The 17,513-nt window shown below is 69.4% G+C and carries 14 protein-coding genes; all 14 read right to left on the bottom strand.

Going from position 1 to position 17,513, the window contains the following annotated elements; all coding sequences use genetic code 11:
- Positions 1-5: 5 nt before the first annotated feature.
- The gene (urtC, locus tag SNOV_RS06905; RefSeq protein WP_013166200.1) at positions 6-1,172 is read right to left on the bottom strand and encodes an urea ABC transporter permease subunit UrtC; all 1,167 of its coding nucleotides are present in this window, start codon (positions 1,170-1,172) and stop codon (positions 6-8) included.
- On the bottom strand, positions 1,169-2,788 hold the full coding sequence (urtB, locus tag SNOV_RS06900) for an urea ABC transporter permease subunit UrtB (protein WP_013166199.1): 1,620 nt from the start codon (positions 2,786-2,788) through the stop codon (positions 1,169-1,171). The genes urtC and urtB overlap by 4 nt, the downstream gene beginning before the upstream one ends.
- Before the next feature lie 141 nt (positions 2,789-2,929).
- The gene (gene urtA / locus SNOV_RS06895; RefSeq protein ID WP_013166198.1) at positions 2,930-4,237 is read right to left on the bottom strand and encodes an urea ABC transporter substrate-binding protein; all 1,308 of its coding nucleotides are present in this window, start codon (positions 4,235-4,237) and stop codon (positions 2,930-2,932) included.
- A 195-nt stretch (positions 4,238-4,432) separates the two neighbouring features.
- Entirely contained in the window at positions 4,433-5,617 is a 1,185-nt protein-coding gene (locus SNOV_RS06890) for an aminotransferase (protein ID WP_013166197.1), read from the bottom strand.
- Between the two features lie 138 nt (positions 5,618-5,755).
- Positions 5,756-5,974, bottom strand: coding sequence for a hypothetical protein (locus tag SNOV_RS06885; RefSeq protein WP_013166196.1), 219 nt, complete (start codon positions 5,972-5,974; stop codon positions 5,756-5,758).
- Between the two features lie 230 nt (positions 5,975-6,204).
- Positions 6,205-7,326 (bottom strand): DUF1513 domain-containing protein, encoded by a 1,122-nt coding sequence (locus SNOV_RS06880; RefSeq protein WP_013166195.1) that lies wholly within the window; start codon positions 7,324-7,326, stop codon positions 6,205-6,207.
- Positions 7,327-7,337: 11 nt separating this feature from the next.
- Entirely contained in the window at positions 7,338-8,462 is a 1,125-nt protein-coding gene (locus tag SNOV_RS06875) for an imelysin family protein (protein WP_013166194.1), read from the bottom strand.
- A gap of 15 nt (positions 8,463-8,477) precedes the next feature.
- Positions 8,478-9,698, bottom strand: a complete 1,221-nt coding sequence (locus tag SNOV_RS06870; protein ID WP_013166193.1) for a di-heme oxidoredictase family protein — start codon at positions 9,696-9,698, stop codon at positions 8,478-8,480.
- Positions 9,698-11,161: a multicopper oxidase family protein gene (locus SNOV_RS06865; protein ID WP_013166192.1), complete on the bottom strand. Its 1,464-nt coding sequence runs from the start codon at positions 11,159-11,161 to the stop codon at positions 9,698-9,700. The genes SNOV_RS06870 and SNOV_RS06865 overlap by 1 nt, the downstream gene beginning before the upstream one ends.
- A 7-nt stretch (positions 11,162-11,168) precedes the next feature.
- Complete coding sequence (locus SNOV_RS06860; RefSeq protein ID WP_013166191.1) at positions 11,169-12,464, bottom strand: imelysin family protein; 1,296 nt, start codon at positions 12,462-12,464, stop codon at positions 11,169-11,171.
- 171 nt (positions 12,465-12,635) lie between these two features.
- Positions 12,636-12,923: a hypothetical protein gene (locus SNOV_RS06855; protein WP_013166190.1), complete on the bottom strand. Its 288-nt coding sequence runs from the start codon at positions 12,921-12,923 to the stop codon at positions 12,636-12,638.
- 319 nt (positions 12,924-13,242) lie between these two features.
- A complete protein-coding gene (locus tag SNOV_RS06850) occupies positions 13,243-14,604 on the bottom strand; it encodes a TIGR03862 family flavoprotein (protein ID WP_013166189.1) in 1,362 nt (453 codons plus the stop codon).
- A gap of 6 nt (positions 14,605-14,610) precedes the next feature.
- Positions 14,611-16,431, bottom strand: coding sequence for a single-stranded-DNA-specific exonuclease RecJ (gene recJ, locus SNOV_RS06845; RefSeq protein WP_013166188.1), 1,821 nt, complete (start codon positions 16,429-16,431; stop codon positions 14,611-14,613).
- A 456-nt stretch (positions 16,432-16,887) separates the two neighbouring features.
- The gene (locus SNOV_RS06840) at positions 16,888-17,511 is read right to left on the bottom strand and encodes a TetR/AcrR family transcriptional regulator (protein WP_013166187.1); all 624 of its coding nucleotides are present in this window, start codon (positions 17,509-17,511) and stop codon (positions 16,888-16,890) included.
- Positions 17,512-17,513 lie beyond the last annotated feature (2 nt).

Raw genomic sequence — 17,513 nt, 5'->3', positions numbered from 1 at the left:
TCCCCTCACTCGGCGGGCTTCGGTTCGGCGACCGGCTCGACCGGGATATCGGCGGGTATGTCGTCTTGCGCGCGACGGCGGGCGCGCCAGTCGTAGAAGGTGCCGACGATGCCCTTTGGCAGGAACAGCGTGACGGCGACGAACAGGCCGCCGAGCATGAATAGCCAGTAGGGGGCGAGGAAGCCGGAGGTGAAATAGGTCTTGGCGTAATTCACCAGCACCGCGCCGAGCGCCGCGCCGACCAGCGTGCCGCGCCCGCCCACCGCCACCCAGACGATGATCTCGATGGAGTTGGCGGGCGAGAATTCGCTGGGGTTGATGATGCCGACCTGCGGCACGTAGAGCGCGCCGGCGATGCCCGCCAGCATGGCGGAGACGACGAAGGCGACGAGCTTGTAGTTCTCGGCCCGGTAGCCGGTGAAGCGCACGCGGGTCTCGGCGTCGCGGATGGCGATCAGCACCTTGCCGAAATGCGAGCGCACCAGGAAGCGGCAGAGCACATAGCCGAGCCCCAGCGCCAAGGCGGAGAGCACGAACAGCACGGCGCGCGTGCCGTCGGACTGGATGTTGAAGCCGAGTATGTCCTTGAAGTCGGTCAGGCCGTTATTGCCGCCGAAGCCCATGTCGTTGCGGAAGAAGGCCAGCAGCAGGGCGAAGGTCATCGCCTGGGTGATGATCGACAGATAGACGCCGGTGACGCGCGAGCGGAAGGCGAACCAGCCGAAGACGAGGGCGAGGATGCCCGGCGCCAGCAGCACCATGATGGCGGCGAAGGGGAACAGGTCGAAGCCGTACCAGAACCAGGGCAGTTCCTTCCAGTTCAGGAACACCATGAAGTCCGGCAGCACCGGATCGCCATAGACGCCGCGCGTGCCGATCTGGCGCATCAGGTACATGCCCATCGCGTAGCCGCCGAGCGCGAAGAAGGCGCCGTGGCCGAGCGAGAGGATGCCGACATAGCCCCAGATCAGGTCGACCGAGAGCGCGAGCAGCGCATAGGTCAGGTACTTGCCGAGCAGCGAGACGACATAGGTCGGCACATGCACCGCCGATTCCGGCGAGGTGGCGAGGTTGAGGACGGGCACCAGCACGGCGGCGGCGAGCAGCACGCCGAGGAAGACGAGCCCGCTGGTGGTGAGCAGCGCGGGCTGACGGGTATCGCTCGTGCTCATGCTTCGATCGACCTCCCCTTGAGGGCGAAGAGGCCGCGGGGCCGTTTCTGGATGAACAGGATGACGATGACGAGCAGCGCGATCTTGCCGAGCACCGCGCCGGCATAGGGCTCCAGGAGCTTGTTGGCGACGCCGAGCGACATGGCGCCGACCAGCGTGCCCCAGAGATTGCCGACACCGCCGAACACCACGACGAGGAAGCTATCGATGATGTAGCTCTGGCCGAGGTTCGGCGAGACGTTGTCGATCTGGCTCAGCGCCACCCCGGCGATGCCGGCGATGCCCGAGCCGAGGCCGAAGGTCATGGCGTCGACCCAGTTGGTGCGGATGCCCATGGAGGCGGCCATGCGCCGGTTCTGCGTCACCGCGCGCATCTCCAGCCCGATGCGGGTGAGGCGCAGCGTCGCCAGCAGGGCGACGAAGACCAGCATGGCGAAGACGATGATCCAGAGCCGGCCATAGGTGATCGACATCTGGCCGAGCTCGAAGGAGCCGGACATCCAGCTCGGCGCGCCGACCTCGCGGTTGGTCGGGCCGAACAAAGTGCGGATCGCCTGCTGCAGGATCAGCGAGATGCCCCATGTGGCGAGCAGCGTCTCCAGCGCGCGGCCGTAGAGGAAGCGGATGACGGTGCGCTCGATGATGACGCCGATCAGGCCGGTGAACAGGAAGGCGAGCGGGATGGCGATGATCAGCGACCAGTCGAACAGGCCGGGATTATAGGTGCGGATCAGCTCCTGCACGACGAAGGTGGTGTAGGCGCCGAGCATCACCATCTCGCCATGCGCCATGTTGATGACGCCCATCACGCCGAAGGTGATGGCGAGGCCGATGGCGGCGAGCAGCAGCACCGAGCCGAGCGATAGGCCGTACCAGACGTTCTGCACCATGCCCCACAGAGCGAGGTTGCCCTCGATGCCGGAAATGGCGGCGGCGGCGGCGTCCTTCACCGCCGGCGAGGCGTCGGCCGGCACGCTGCGCAGGATGGCGAGCGCGTCCTGGTTGCCCTCGGCGCCGACGGTGGCGATGGCGGCGATGCGGTCGGCCTCCGAGGTGCTCTCCTGGCCGATGAGGATGGAGGCGCGCGCCAGCGTCATCGCCGACTTCACCTTCGCGTCGGTCTCCTTGGCCAGCGCGGCGTCGAGCGCCGGCAGCGCCGCCGCGTCGCGCGAGCGGCCGACCGCCACGGCCGCTTCCAGCCGCTTGGCCGGATCAGGGCTGACCAGCGAGAGCGTGCCGCTGGCGGCCTCGATGGCGCGGCGGATGCGGTTGTTGACGCGCACCGGCTTCACCGGCGGGGCGTCCGCGACCGGCTGCAGGGTCAGCGGGTCGAGCAGGGCCCGGCCCTCGCCTTCGATGAAGACGCGCGGCGGCGCGCCGCCGAAGACCAGCTTGCCGTCCGCCAGCGCCGACACGATCCCGGCGGCGGCGGGGCTGCCGCTCACCGCCAGCGCGGCGAGCGCGGCTTCGGTGTCGTCATATTTGTTGGTGGTGAGCTGGGCCAGCGGGGCGCCGATGTCCTGCGCCTGCACGCGGCCGGTAACGAGCGCGACGGCGCCGAGCACCGTCAGAAGCAGCGCGCAGCCGAGGCTGCGAAGGCGGGCGGGAAAATTCATGTCATCCGTCGATGTGGCGGTGCGGATGGCCGGAAGGTCTCCGGCGGCGAAGGGAAGGCGGATGCCGCCTTCCCCCGTATCGCGGCGGACGCCGGCTGCCAGCGGGCAGCCGGGCCCGACCTTAGGTTCAACCGCGCGGCATCAGTTGCCGGCGCCGCCGCACTTGCCGGTCTTGACGTTGAAGTTGCCGCAGGCGAGCGGCTTGCGCCAATCGGCGATCAGGTCCTTGGAGCCCTCGAGATAGGGCGACCACTCTTCGGCGACGATCAGGCCGGGGGTCTGCTCGACGATGTCGAACTGACCGTCGTCCTTCACCTCGCCGATGAGCACCGGCTTGGTGATGTGGTGGTTCGGCATCATGGTCGAATAGCCGCCCGACAGGTTGGGCACCGAGACGCCGATCAGCGCGTCGATCACCTCGTCCGGATCGGTGGTGCCGGCCTTCTCGACCGCCTTCACCCACATGTTGAAGCCGATGACGGTGGCTTCCATCGGGTCATTGGTCACGCGCTTGTCGTTCTTGGTGAACTTGCGCCAGGCGTCGATGAACGCCTTGTTCTCGGGCACGTCGACCGACTGGAAGTAGTTCCACGCGGCGAGATGGCCGACCAGCGGCTTGGTGTCGATGCCGGCGAGCTCTTCCTCACCCACCGAGAAGGCCACGACCGGGATGTCGGTCGCCTTGATGCCCTGGTTGCCGAGTTCCTTGTAGAACGGCACGTTGGCGTCGCCGTTGATGGTCGACACGACGGCGGTCTTCTTGCCAGCCGAGCCGAACTTCTTGATGTCGGCGACGATGGTCTGCCAGTCGGAATGACCGAACGGCGTGTAGTTGATCATGATGTCCTCGGACTTGACGCCCTTCGCCTTCAGGTACGCCTCGAGGATTTTGTTGGTGGTGCGCGGATAGACGTAGTCGGTGCCCGCGAGCACCCAGCGCTGCACGCCCTCGTTCTCCATCAGGTAGTCGACCGCCGGGATCGCCTGCTGGTTCGGGGCGGCGCCGGTGTAGAACACGTTGCGCTCGCTCTCCTCGCCCTCGTACTGGACGGGGTAGAACAGGATGCTGTTCAGCTCCTTGAACACCGGCAGCACGGACTTGCGCGACACCGAGGTCCAGCAGCCGAACACGACCGCGACCTTGTCCTTGGAGATCAGCTCGCGCGCCTTCTCGGCGAAGAGCGGCCAGTTGGAGGCCGGGTCGACGACGACCGCCTCGAGCTTCTTGCCGAGCACGCCGCCCTTGGCGTTCTGCTCCTGCACCATGAACAGAACGGTGTCCTTCAGCGTGGTCTCGCTGATCGCCATGGTGCCGGAGAGCGAGTGCAGCACGCCGACCTTGATCGTTTCCTGAGCCTGCGCCGCAACGCCGCCGGCCAGCGTCAGCGCCGCCGCGCCGACGAGCGCGCGACCGGCCATGCGCCGCGCATGGTTGAACATGTTCAGCATCTCAATTCCCTTCTGGAGTTCACGCGCAGGACCCCCGTCCGCGCGCCGAAGGAAGGGATTGCAATGGCCGTGCCAATGACCGTCGAAACAATGTGACGGCAATCGCCCGCGCCGATATACCCGCGATCCGAAGCAATAATGCCTAAAAATCAGGCGTAGCTTTTGAGAATCCGGCGGGAATATGCCCAAGTCGCGTCATTTGTATGCATGCAAGCTCGCGGCGCCCGCGCCGCGATCGGCGAAAGAGCCGGCGAGCCGCTCCAGCGCCCGGTCGAGCGTGGCGTCGGTCTTGGCGAAGCAGAAGCGGATGACGCTCTCCACCGGCTGCTCGGCATAGAAGGCCGAGACCGGGATCGCCGCCACGCCGTGGCGCTCGACCAGAAGGCGGCAGAAGGCCTCGTCGCGCAGGCGCGCGTCGAGTGGCGCCAGATCGACATTGAGGAAATAGGTGCCGGCCGAGGGCAGCACCGAAAAGCCGAGCTCGGCGAGCCCCACCGCCAGCCGGTCGCGCGAACGCTGCAGGCCGGCGCGCATGGCGTCGAACCAGCCGGGGTCCTTGCCGAGCCCATAGGCCACCGCCTGCTGCAAGGAGGGCGGCGTGGTGAAGGTGAGGAACTGGTGCGCCTTGGAGAGCACGCGCATCAATTCCGGCGCGGCGCAGACGAAGCCGACCTTCCAGCCGGTCATGCCGAAGATCTTCCCCGCCGAGCCGATCTTCACGGCCCGCTCACGCATGCCCGGCAGCGACAGCACGGAACGGTGCACACGGCCGTCGAAGACGACGTGCTCCCATACCTCGTCGCTCACCAGCACGGCACCGGAGCGGGTGCAGAAGCGGGCGAGCAGTTCGAGTTCCTCGGCATCGAACACCCGGCCGGTCGGATTGTGCGGGTTGTTGAACAGCACGAGGCGCGTGCGCGGCGTGAATGCTTCGGCCAGCGCGTCGTCCGTGATCCGCCACGCCGGCGGCACCAGCCGCACGAGGCGCGGCACGCCGCCGGCGCGCTGCACCAGCGGCAGATAGGCGTCGTAGAGCGGCTGGAACAGCACCACCTCGTCGCCGGGCTCGATCAGCGCCAACAGCGCCCCGGCGATGGCTTCCGTGGCGCCGGAGGTGATCATCACCTCGCTCTCGTCGAGGTCCAGCCCCTGCCAGTCGCGGTAATGCGTGGCAACCGCCCGGCGGAGCTCCGGCGCACCCATCATCGGCGGGTACTGGTTCCAGCCATGCAGCACCGCCTCGGCCGCCTTCTCGCGCACGTCGAGCGGGCCGGGATCGTCCGGGAAGCCCTGGCCGAGATTGACCGCGTCATGATCGCGCGCGAGGCGTGACATGGTCTCGAAGACCGTGGTGGGCAAAGCGGCGAAGACGGAGTTCATTTCACAGCACCGGAGCGAAATGGAAGCGATCGGACGCTTCGGCTCCGTTTTATCCGCCGCCGGCTAAAAGAGGAAGGTCGCAAAAGAAAAGGGCCGCAAGCTGCGGCCCCGGCTCCAGGAGGGATGCCAGTCTCGGGCTTAGAACGCGTGATCGATGCGGCCGTGCCGCATGCAGAACCCGTCGACGCCGGGCGAAGCGTCGAGGAAGAAACCGCTGGAATTGATCGACAACGTACTGGACGCGGAGGCCTCGACGGCCACGGGCGTCGCCACCGACAGAGGAAGATCCGCTGCGATGGCGACGCCCGCCGGCACCCCCACTCCCACCGTAAAAGCGGCGACAGACAAACTCTTCATCACCATCCCCCAGCGGATGATGCGGCGACACTAGTGTTCGGGTCGGGTTTTGACTAGTGTATTCGTGCAACACTCGCCAGATATCCAATGTATTCGTCCGACCTGACGAAGAGACGGGACGCCTCTTCTGGCCCACCGCCGGCTACCTCTCATAGAATATCCGATGGCCGGATACTCCATGAACGCTGTCGCGCGCCGCGAATGCTGCGAACGCGATGCGATTGCTCGATTCAGGCGGCCAGCACCGCGTGATTGTCGAAGCGCGGGCCGCCGGAGCGGCGGGCCACCACGCCGACCTCCTCGCCGTCGGTGGCGATCAGCACCGTCTCGCCGAGCCCGCTGGTGGCGAGGAAGCGGCCCGCCTCGCGGGTCGGGGCGAGGCCGCAGCCGTCGACCAGCGGCAGCGCGCCGATGAAGCGCCCGTCGCGCCGCCACAGCATCACCCGGTTGCCGCGCGGGCTGGCGCAGGCGACATAGGCGCCGGACGCATCGAGGCAGACCGAGCCGACATAGGTGCGCAGGCCCCGCCACGCCTCTTCCGGCGCGTCGAAGGCGCGAAGGCCATCCTCCTCCACCGCATAGATCAGCGGCCGGGCGATGCCGTCCGCCAGCAGGTCCTGCGCGGCGACCACGGTGAAGCCGTCGGCGGAGCTGGCGAGATGGCGCAGCGACAGCGAGGCGAGGTCCTCGGACAGCGCCGCCACCGTTCGCACCGCGCCGGTCTCGGGGTCCAGCCGGGCGACGCTGGCGCCGGCGATCTCGGCGCCCAGCGCCTCCGGCGTGTGCGGCTCGACCCCGCCATTGGCGACGATGAGCGCGCCGCCGCGAGGAAGCGCAACTTGCAGCATGTCGTGCGGGCCGATTCCGGAGGAGGCCCATTCCGCCTCGATGGCGAAGCCGGATTCGACGACGCGGCGCGAGACCACGCCCTGCCCGCTCGCGCGCTCGATCTCCACCGCGAGGAAGCGCCGCCCATTGTCGATGAAGCGGCCATGGCCGGAGAACACCCGCCCCTCGCCCGGCTCGAAGGTGGCGAGCACCGTACCGGCGCGGCGGTCGAACAGCACGGCGGTGGTGCCGGGGCGGCGGGCGACGGCGACCGCGGTGCGCCCGTCCGCGCTCGGCTCGACCCAGTGCAGGCGCTGCGTGCCGCTGCCGACCGGCGTGGCGGCGAAATCCGGCGAGAGCACCACCGGGGCGAAGCCCTCGCCGACGCCGGCGGTGGCGAGCCATTCGGCGTCGAGCAGATGGTCCTGCGCATGCGCCGCGCCACCGAAGAGCACCCGAGGGGCGCCGACGAGGCTGCCCAGCGTGCCGATCAGCGAGCGGCGGGAAAGATCGAGGATGCCCATCGTTTCCTCCCTCAGTCGCCGTCGAGCGCGTTGAAGCCGAGCGCGACGCCGAGCCCGGCGGCCAGCGGCTTGGCGACGCTCGCCTGCGCCGTCTTGAAGGCGGCGGCGGCGCTCTCCAGCTGCTTGCGGCCGGCCGGCGTGGTGGCGGCGGTGCCGATGTTCTCCGGCAGCGCATTGGCAGCGGCGGTGGCGGCCTGCATCGCCTTGGCGATGGTCGCCTGGTCCTTGGCGTTCAGCCCCTGCGCCAGCCGCTCGGCCAGCTCGCCGGCGCTGGCGATGATGGTGAGAATAGTTTCCTTGGCGAGGCCGCTGCGGCGGCGGTCGGCGAGCAGCGGCTTGGCCTCGTCCGCCTCCTTGCCGAGCACGACCAGCAGGCGCTGGTCGACGACGCGCTGATAGGCGCCGGCCAGATCCGTGACGATCTGGCTGAGCAGCGCGGCGGGCTCGGGGAAGAACACCGGATCGGACTTGCCGGCGATGAGCTGCGCCAGCAGCCCCTCGCTGCGGTTGCCCCAGCCGGAGCGGATCTCCTGCGCGATGGTGGCGAGGTTACCGGCGACCGCCCGCCCGAGCTGGCAGCGCCGCGCCGCCTCGTTGCCGGAGACGAGCGCGGCCTCGGCGCCGTCGTCATAGAGCAGGCGCTCCATGGCCGGCAGGCCCTGCGCCGCCGCGCTGAGGCGGAAGAAACGCTGCGGCTGCAGCCGCTCGTCCGTCGGGTCGGCGATGAGCTCGGCCACCGAGCGGCCGACCGCGTTGCGCCGCTCCGGGAACAGGTTGAAGCGGTCCGGCCGCAGCGACAGCATCACCGGGCCGAAGGTGATGAACTCCACGGCCGACCAGGCGTCGGACGCCGCCGCGAAGCGCGCCTTCAGCTCCTTCACGCCATCAGTGGAGGGCGCCTTGCAGAAGGCGGCCCACGCCTCCTGCTGCGCCTTTGTCGTGGCGAGCAGCGTGTCGTAGCGCGGCAGCAGCCAGTCCTCGACCACCTGCGGCGCCGAGACGGCGGCGGCATGGGCGCGGCCGACGAGGATGTTGGAGATCAGCGCGGTCGCCGCCGCGATGGCCGGCACGCCCTGTGCCGCCTGCCCGATCTGGCTCGCCAGCGCCAGCGCCACGGCGAAGGGGGATCGGTTCATGCGCATGCCTCGGGTCTAGAGAGAGGAAACATAGTCGATCAGCGCGCGCCGCCGGGCGGCGTCCAGCGCCTCGAAGCGCGCCCGCGCGCCCGACGCCTCGCCGCCATGCCAGCGCACCGCTTCAACGACGCTCGACGCGCGGCCATCGTGCAGCAGGCCGACGCCACGCGCCAGCGAGGTGGAGATGCCCGCGAGCGGGGCGGTGCGCCATTCGCCCGCCGCCGCACCGGGGACGCCGGCCGGATCGGCGAGGCCCTCGCCCATCTCGTGCAGCAGCACGTCGGTGTAGAGGCTGAGGCTACCGCCCTCGCGCATCGGCAGCGAAGGCTTGTGGCAGGCCGCGCAGCCGGTGGCGGCGAAGAGTTTTGCACCGCGCCGGTCGGCCTCGGCCTGCGGCACCTTGAGGGCACGCAGATAGGCGACGATGCGCTCGACGATGGCGCCAGTGATCTCCGGCTCGCCCTCGGCCTCGCGTCCGTGCGGGGCGTCGCGGCAGGCGGCCTGCGCCTGCGTGCAGTCGCCCCAGGGCTCCATGCGCAGCGGTGTCGACAGGCCGAGATCGAGCGCGAAGGCTTCCGAGGTCTGGCTCGCCAGCGTCGCGTGGCTCGCCTTCCAGCCGAAGCGGCCGATGATCGAGCCGCCCTCGGCATGTTGCAGCCGCCGGGCGCGGCCACGCACGCCGTCGCCGTCGCGGTCGTCGGGGTCTTCCAAAGCGAGGATGGCGTCGTCGTCGACGCGTTCGAGCTTGCCGCGCCCGCGCAGATCCGGCGCCGTGCGCAGCGAGACATGCGTGGCGGCATCGAGCGCCCCGTAACCGGGCTCGTCGATGCGCGGAATGCGGCGGCCGTTCTCTGTGGCGACGGTGAAGCTGCCTTCGACCGGCACGCCCGGCAGCGTCATGGTCTCCAGCCGATGGCCGTAGACCGGGTCGTCGCCGCCATCGGCCCGGAACAGCGACAGCACCATGCCGAGCCCGTCCGGCTTGCCGTCCGCGTCCAGCGCGGTCGCGCCCTTGCCGGCGCCGCCATGGTGGCAGGCGGAGCAGGAGCGCGCGTCGAACAGCGGGCCGAGCCCGTCATTGGCGCGCGTCGAGCTCGGCGCCGGCACCCAGGGCCGCTCGAACAGCGCCTTGCCGATGGCGGCGTCGAGGCCGGCATCGTCGGCAGTGGCGACCGCGAGCGGCAGCATCGCCACGGCGAACGCCGCGCACCGGAACAGCCTGCGCACCGCGCCCATCACACCACCCGGAACCAGCCCATCATCCCGGTCTCCATATGCTCCAGGATGTGGCAGTGGAACACCCAGTCGCCGGACACGGCGACGAAGCCGATCTCCACCGCCTCGCCGGGCTGCACCAGCACCGTATCGGCGAAATGGCGCGGCAGGCGGCCCTTCGAGGAACCCAGCACCGCGAAGGCATGGCCGTGCAGGTGGATGGGATGGGGAAAGCGCGTCTCGTTCTTGATCTCGATCCGATAGCTCCGGCCCTCCTTCATCGCCGCCAGCGGCGGCGGCAGGCCGAGCCGATCGCCGGCGGCCCAGGAGGTCTGGCCGATCGACCAATAGGTCGCGGCGCCGACGCAGAAGCTCGCCACCAGCGCCTTGGCCAGCGGATCGTCCGGCGGCAGGCCGAGATTCTTCACCGCCTCGTCCGTCGCCTGCTGAAGCGTGAAGGAATGGAATTCGGCCGCCTCGAGATCGGGGAACGGCAACTCGGCCGCCGGCAGCGCGAGCGGCCCGCGGCGCGGCTTGCGCTTCGGCTTTCCGGACGGGACCAGCGTGGCGAAATGGTAGATGTCGGCCGCGCGGTAGTCGCCGACGCTCACCCGCTTGCCATCGGCCGGCATGCGCACATGCAGATCGATGCGCTGCGCCGGCCCCATGCGCCAGATGCCATCAGGCAGATCGTCGAGGCGCACGGGTTTCAGCGCATGGCCGTCCACCGCGATCAGCCAGGCCTCGGCGCCCTCGACGCCGATATCCATGATGCGCGTGGCGTCGACATTGAGCACACGCAGGCGCACATCCGCGCCCGGCGCCGCCGAAAGCTCCACGGTCGGCTTGCCGTTCACCGTGCGCGTGGCGCCGAAGGTGCCGGCCTTGGAGGCGCCGTCCGGCTCCGTCAGCGGCAGGAAACCGCCATTCTCGGCGAGCCGCCAGTCCTTCAGGCAGAGGATCTCGTCGGCATCGAATTTCGGGTCGCGCTCGTCCTCGACGATGAGCACGCCCACAAGTCCGCGCCCGGCCTGCCCGGTCTCGTCGCAATGGGGATGGAAGAAGAAGGTGCCCGGATCGTCCAGCGGCAGCAGATGCACGAAGCGCCCGCCCGGCTCGACGAGGGGCTGGGTCAGCGGCGGCACGCCGTCATATTCGTTCGGCATGCGGATGCCGTGGAAATGCAGCGACGAGCCTTCATCGAGGCCGTTCACATAGGTCGCCTGCAGGCGCGTGCCGCGCGGCAGGCGCAGCGTCTGGAACGGCGTACCGTCATAGGCGAGGATGCGGGTCGCCGGCTTGTCCGGCCCGAGCAGCTTCAGTTCGGCGTCGCCGGATTTGAGCGTCAGCGTCTTCGTCGGAACGAAAGGCGCGGGTGCCCTCGCCTGCCCGGTCCTCGTCGGTGACAGCACCGCCAAGGCCCCGAAGGCCGCACCCGCGCCGAGAAGGGCGCGGCGCGAAAGTCTCGCGCCGCCGATCGTCATTTTCGCCTCACTGGCCGACCTTGGACGGATCGTCCAGGCTGTCCGAGCCCTCGACCTTGATCTTCAGCTTCAGCGCCGCGACCACGCCTTCGATGGCGCGGGTCTGGGCGACGAGCGAATCGACGCCCTTCTGCACCAGCGCGTTGCCGGCGGCGTTGCCCTCGCCGATCATCTGGTCATAGGCCTCCTTGCCGCTGTCGCCCTCGTCCTTGATGGCCTTGAGCGCAGCGAGCGCGGCGTCGACCTTGGCATCGGCCTCCTCGGCGGCCTTCGGCGCCTTGGCGGCGGCGTAAGCGGCGACCGACGCACCCTCGACGACGCTGCCGTCAACGCGGGTGTACTTGCCGCGATAGATCGAGGCGATGCCCAGCTCGTCGTAATAGTGCGAGTTGTAGGTGTTGTCGGAGAAGCAGTCATGCTCCTCCTCGGGGTCGTGCAGGATGAGGCCGAGCTTCATGCGCTCGCCCGCCAGCTCGCCATAGGAGAGCGAGCCGAGGCCGGTGAGGATGGTGCCGAGGGCGGCCTTGTCCTTCTGCTTCGCCACGGCGGCGCGGGCCTTGCCCTTGGCGCCCCACCACTTGGTCATGTCGGTGAGATCGGCGACGAGCAGGTCGGTCGCGGCCTTGAGATAGGCGCCGCGGCGGTCGCAATTGCCGTTGGTGCAGTTCGTGGCCGAGTAGTCGGTGGCGGGCCGCTTGCCGGCGCCCGGACCCGTGCCGTTGAGGTCCTGGCCCCACAGCAGGAATTCGATGGCGTGGTAGCCGATGGCGACGTTGGATTCGACGCCGCCGGCTTCCTGCAGGCTGTCGAGCAGCTTGGGCGTGATCTTCGTGGCGTCGATGGTCTTCTTGCCGACGCGGATCTTGGTGTTGGCGATCACGTTGGCGGTGTAGAGCGGGTTCTCGTCGGACGAGTCGCCGTAGCTCTTCTTGTCCACGTAATCGATCAGCCCCTCGTCGAGCGGCCAGGCGTTCACGCGGCCCTCCCAGTCGTCGACGATGGCGTTGCCGAAGCGGTAGCCTTCCGTCTGCTGGTAGGGAACGCGCGCGGCCTTCCACGCGGTCTTGGCCTTGTCGAGATTGGCCTCGGTCGGATCGGCGAGGAAGGCGTCGACGGCGGACTGGAGGTCCTTGGCCGTCTTCAGGCTGTCGCCATACATCGCCTCGGCAATGTCGGCATAGGTCGTGACGATGTCGCGCACCTTCGGCGCCTGGGTCTGCGCACCGGCGGGGCCGGCGGCGACGACGGCACCGAACGCGAAGGCCGCAACGAGCGGCGCGGCGAACAGTGATCTGGCTCGCATGGATATCTCCTCCCGCCGCCCGTGCGGCTTAGCGGGGAAACTCCTACGCCAGCGATGCAAGAAATCGCAAGTGTTCGGCAACACATTAGAATGGTTATACAGTGCAAAGACAAAGGACGTTGCGCAAGACGTCATGTAAATCCGTATGAATACTTTTGCGCGCCCACCTGCCTATGCCGTTACGTCAAGCAGCGGCTGCAGCGCCTCGGCGAGCTCCGCATCCGTCACCGTGCTCAAGGGCTTCATGAGCTTGGCCGCCTCGGTACGCCGGCCGGGGCGCATCACCAGCACCACCGTCTCGGCGCCGCCGCAGGCCGGGTCGCCGCAGGCGATCTCGCTGATCGATATGGTGGTTTCCTCGCCGACGCCGAGCAGCGCGCGCGCCTTGGCGGCGAGCTCGCGCGCCGCGTCGGGCGCCGCCTCGCCGGCCGATCCCCGGCGGAAGAACAGACGTGCCATGAGGAATGACCTCCCGCCTCTCGCTCGCGCGCTGCCGCCTCGCCCGCTCTCACTGAGGTACGCCCGCCATCCCCTTCGCGCAAGGCGTCGCCCGACCGGCGGTGTGCGGTGAAGTAAAACTCTGCCGGTATAGTTTAGAACTATAATAATCCCGGAAGATAATCATTGTGCATGACAAGGGCCACGCGTATTTATCTCGCCAACGCCGACGACGGCGCGCGAATACCAGAACGCGCCCGTCGACATTACCGGCAACGCCTTCGCGAGACCACATCCCGGCAGGTCTCGTGAACCGCGCGGGACGACGGCACGCGCTCCCTCAGTCGTCGTCCCGCGCCTTCCTTCCCTCATCCGCCGCCGACCACGGCCCGGCCCATGCCTCAGGCTGCGGCAGGCCGAGATGCGTCAGCATCCCGCAGGCCGCCGCGAAGCCGGTGGAAAAGCACGCCTGCAGCAGGTAGCCGCCGGTCGGCGCCTCCCAGTCCAGCATCTCGCCGGCGAGGAAGGTTCCCGGTTTCGCGTGCAGCATCAAGTGCTTGTCGAGCATGGCCCGCGACACGCCGCCGGCCGAGGAGATGGCCCGCTCGATCGGCGCCATGGCGGTGGCGGTGAGCGGCAGCGCCTTGGCGAGCGCGGCCAGCGCGCGGGGATCGGCCGGCAGTTCGCGCGAAGCCTCGCGCAGCAGGGCGCTCGCGACCGGCGGCAGGCCGGCCTTGCGCAGCCGGTTGGACAGGCTCTCGCCCTTGCGCCCGGTCGCCAGCTTGTTCGCCAGCGCTTCTAGGGAAAGGTCGGGCCGCAGATCGATCTCCAGCCTTGCCGCGCCGTCGCGGAGGATCGCCTCACGCAGACGTGACGACAGCGCATAGACCGCCCCGCCCTCCAGCCCCGCGGCGTCGATCATCGCCTCGCCGCGCACGCTCGCCCCATCGACGGCGAGCGCGATGCGCTTCAGCGGTTCGCCGGCGAAGCGGGTGCGGAAAGTCTCCGACCAGCCGATGCGCACGCCGCTATTGGCCGGCCGCAGCGGCTCGACCGCTATGCCCGCCGACTGGAAAGTGTCGACCCATTGCCCATCGCTGCCCAGGCGCGGCCAGCTCGCGCCGCCCAACGCCAGCAGGGCGGCGTCACTGGTGACGCTAATGGTGACATTCCGGCCGCCACCGGTGGCATCAGCCGGTGCCTCGAAGCGCAATGCGGTGTCACCTTGCGCATCGTTTGCCCAGCCGAGCCAGCGGTGGCGGGTCATCAGCCTGACGCCGAGCGCGTCGAGCCGGTGCAGCCACGCGCGCAGCAAGGGCGAAGCCTTGAAGCTCGTCGGGAAGACCCGCCCGCTGGAGCCGACGAAGGTCTCCTCCCCCAGCCCCTCGGCGAAGGCGCGCAGCCGGCCGGGGGGATAAGCGTCGATCATCGGCGCCAGCCACTCCGCCGCCGCGCCATAGCGGGCGAGGAAGCGCTCGCGCGGCTCGGAATGGGTGAGGTTCAGCCCGCCGCGCCCGGCGATGAGGAATTTGCGCGCCGGCGAGGCCATGCGCTCATGGATCGTCACACGGCATCCCGCCCGCGCCAGCGTCTCCGCCGCGATCAGCCCCGCCGGCCCGGCGCCGATGATGGCCGCGCGAGGCGGCTCAGATTTTGATTCAACGCCCTGCCGATCCGATTCCGCAAACCCGCCCAACCCCATGGCGTGTCAGCCGATTTCCGGCATGGCGACATCGCAGATGCGCAGGTTCACCTGCGTGCGGCCCTGCCATGAATCGAGCTCCAGCATGCCGGCGACATGCGCCTGCTGGCCGCGCGCGGCGATGAGCGCCTGGCCGAGCGGCGTGTTGGCGGCGCGGAAGGCGACGCCGGAGAGCACCGTGCCGTCCGAGCCGCGCAGCCGCACGCGCACCTGGTCGGAATTGCCCGGCTCGGCATAGACGATGCGATGCGCGGGAAAGGCGAAGATCGGCTGCGGGTTGCCGGCGCCGAACGGCCCGGCCTTCTCGATCAGTTCCACGAGATCGGGTGTCGCCCCGGCGGCGGAGAGCGCGCCGTCGATCACCGTCTCGTCCACCGCCCGCGCCTCCTCGACCGAGACGGCGAGCACCTCCTCCAGATGCGCACGCAGCTCGCCGAGTTTTTCCCGCGCGACCGTCAGACCAGCGGCCATGGCGTGGCCGCCGCCCTTCACCAATATGCCGAGCTCGACCGCCGCCCGCACGGCGCGGCCGACATCGACGCCGGGGATGGAGCGGGCGGAACCGGCGCCGCTCTCGCCGGTGAAGGCGATGGCGAAGGCCGGGCGGCCGAACTTCTCCTTCAGCCGCGCCGCCACCAGCCCGACCACGCCCGGATGCCAGCCCTGCCCCGAGGAGAGGATCACCGCCCCCTCCCCGGCGCGTCCGAGCGCGGCTTCGGCCTCCGCCTCGGCCTGCGCGACGATGGCCCGCTCCACCTGCTGGCGCTCGGCGTTCAGCCGGTCGAGCTCGGCAGCGATGGCGGCGGCCTCGATGGGATCGCGGGTGAGCAGCAGGCGCGTGCCGAGCGCGGCGTCGCCGATGCGCCCGCCGGCATTGATGCGCGGGCCGAGCAGGAAGCCGAGATGCCACGCCTTGGGCGGGCCGGAGAGCCGGGCAGCGTCCATCAGCGCGGTCAGGCCGGGGCGCTCGCGCTTGCGGAGCTGGAGCAGGCCCTTGGTCACATAGGCGCGGTTGAGGCCGAGCAGCGGCACCACGTCGGCCACCGTGCCGAGCGCCACGAGATCGAGGTCGGCGAGCAGGTTCGGCTTGGGGCGCGCCGCATTCCACCAGCCGCGCTGCTCAAGCTCGCGCAGCAGCCCGACGGCAACGACGAAGACGAGGCCGACGGCACAGAGATGGCCGAGGCCGGAGAGGTCGTCGACGCGGTTCGGATTCACCAGCGCCGCGACTTCGGGCAGGGTCTCGCCGGCCTGGTGATGATCGATGACCACCACGTCGAGGCCGAGCTCGCGGGCGCGGGCGAAGGGCTCGAAGCTCATCGTGCCGCAATCGACGGGGACGAGGAGGCTCGCCCCGCCCGCCGCCAGCCCCTCTATGGCCGGGATGTTCGGCCCGTAGCCCTCGAAGATGCGGTCCGGGATGTAGAAGGCGGGATCGAGCCCGCCGGCGCGCAGCACCTCGACCAGCAGCGCGGTGGAGGTGGCGCCGTCGACATCGTAGTCGCCGAACACCGCGACCTTCTCGCCCGTGGTGACGGCGTCGGCGAGGCGGGCGACGCAAGGCCCCATGTCGGTCAGCGTGTCCGGATCGGGCAGCAGGCGCTTGACGGTCGGGTCGAGCCAGGCTTCGACCTCGTCGATGCCGACGCCGCGCCCGGCGAGCACGCGGGCGAGGATTTCCGGCACGCCGGTACGCTGCACGATGGCGAGCGTCGCCTGCGCGCCGCGCAGGTCGAGCCGCTCGCGCCAGAAGCGCCCGGTGGCCGAGCGCGCCACGCCGAGGAAGGCGCGCGGCGCCGGCGCAGCGGTGGGAAGGTTCAGACTCATGCGCGCAGGATAAGCCTCAAGCGCGCGCCCGCGTCGAGGGGGGATGGCGGCATGGGGGATTTGGCCATGCTTGGCGTACAGCGCCCGATCGCCTTCTGTCGTCCCCGACGAACCTCATCCTGAGGTGCCCGGCCAACGGCCGGGCCTCGAAGGATGCTCATCCGGGCGCGCTTAAACGATCATCCTTCGAGGCTCGCTGCGCTCGCACCTCAGGATGAGGATGCGCGGTGGGTCGGGCTCTCAAGATGAGGGTGTACTGCGGGTCAGGCACTCAGGATGACGAGCACGCGTGCCCGATATCCTATTCCCTCGCCCAAGGAACCTCATCCTGAGGTGCCCGGCCAACGGCCGGGCCTCGAAGGATGCTCGTCCGGGCGCTCGGTGGCGAGCATCCTTCGAGGCTAGCCTTTGGCCAGCACCTCAGGATGACGGTGCACGTCCCAGGAGGCTGCCCCTTCAAGGCTGGAACGTCAGCCGCAGGAAATCGCGGAACAGCAGGATCTGCTTCGGCAATATGGAGGGGTCCTTCAGCGCGCGGCCCATCACCAGCCCGCCTTCGACCAGCGTCGCGATCATGTCGGACAGCGCGTCGAGGTCGACCGGCTCGTGTTGCGGGTAACGCTCGGCGATGGCGTCGAGACGGGCGCGGAAGCGCCGGCGCCAGGCGAGCACGCTCTCGGCGTTGAGTGCGTGCACGGTGCGGTCGAAGAGCTGGTCCTGGTAGCAGAGCGTGGCGGCGAGGCAACCGGGATGCGCCTCGGGCAGCGCCGCCATCATCTCGGCGAACAGCTTCAGGCCGACGAGGAAGCCGTGCAGCGGGTCGTCGTTCAATTCGTCGGCGCGCTGGAAGATGTCGTCGAGCAACACCCGGTCGCGCTCGATATGCCGCTCCAGCAGCGCGCGGGCGAGGTCGTTCTTGTCGCGGAAATGATAGAAGAAGCCGCTCTTGGTGATACCGACACCGACGATCAGCTCGTCGATGGAGGTCGAGGAAAAGCCCTTGGCGAGCACGGCCTGCTCGGCGAGCTCGAGCAGGCGCTGCCTGGTATCGGTGCGGCGCTTCGGCGTGTTTTCCAACATGA

This window comes from Ancylobacter novellus DSM 506 (genome assembly GCF_000092925.1).
Classification (GTDB): domain Bacteria; phylum Pseudomonadota; class Alphaproteobacteria; order Rhizobiales; family Xanthobacteraceae; genus Ancylobacter; species Ancylobacter novellus.
Note: the sequence above shows the minus strand (reverse complement) of the source record. Positions and strands in the feature narration are given on the sequence as shown.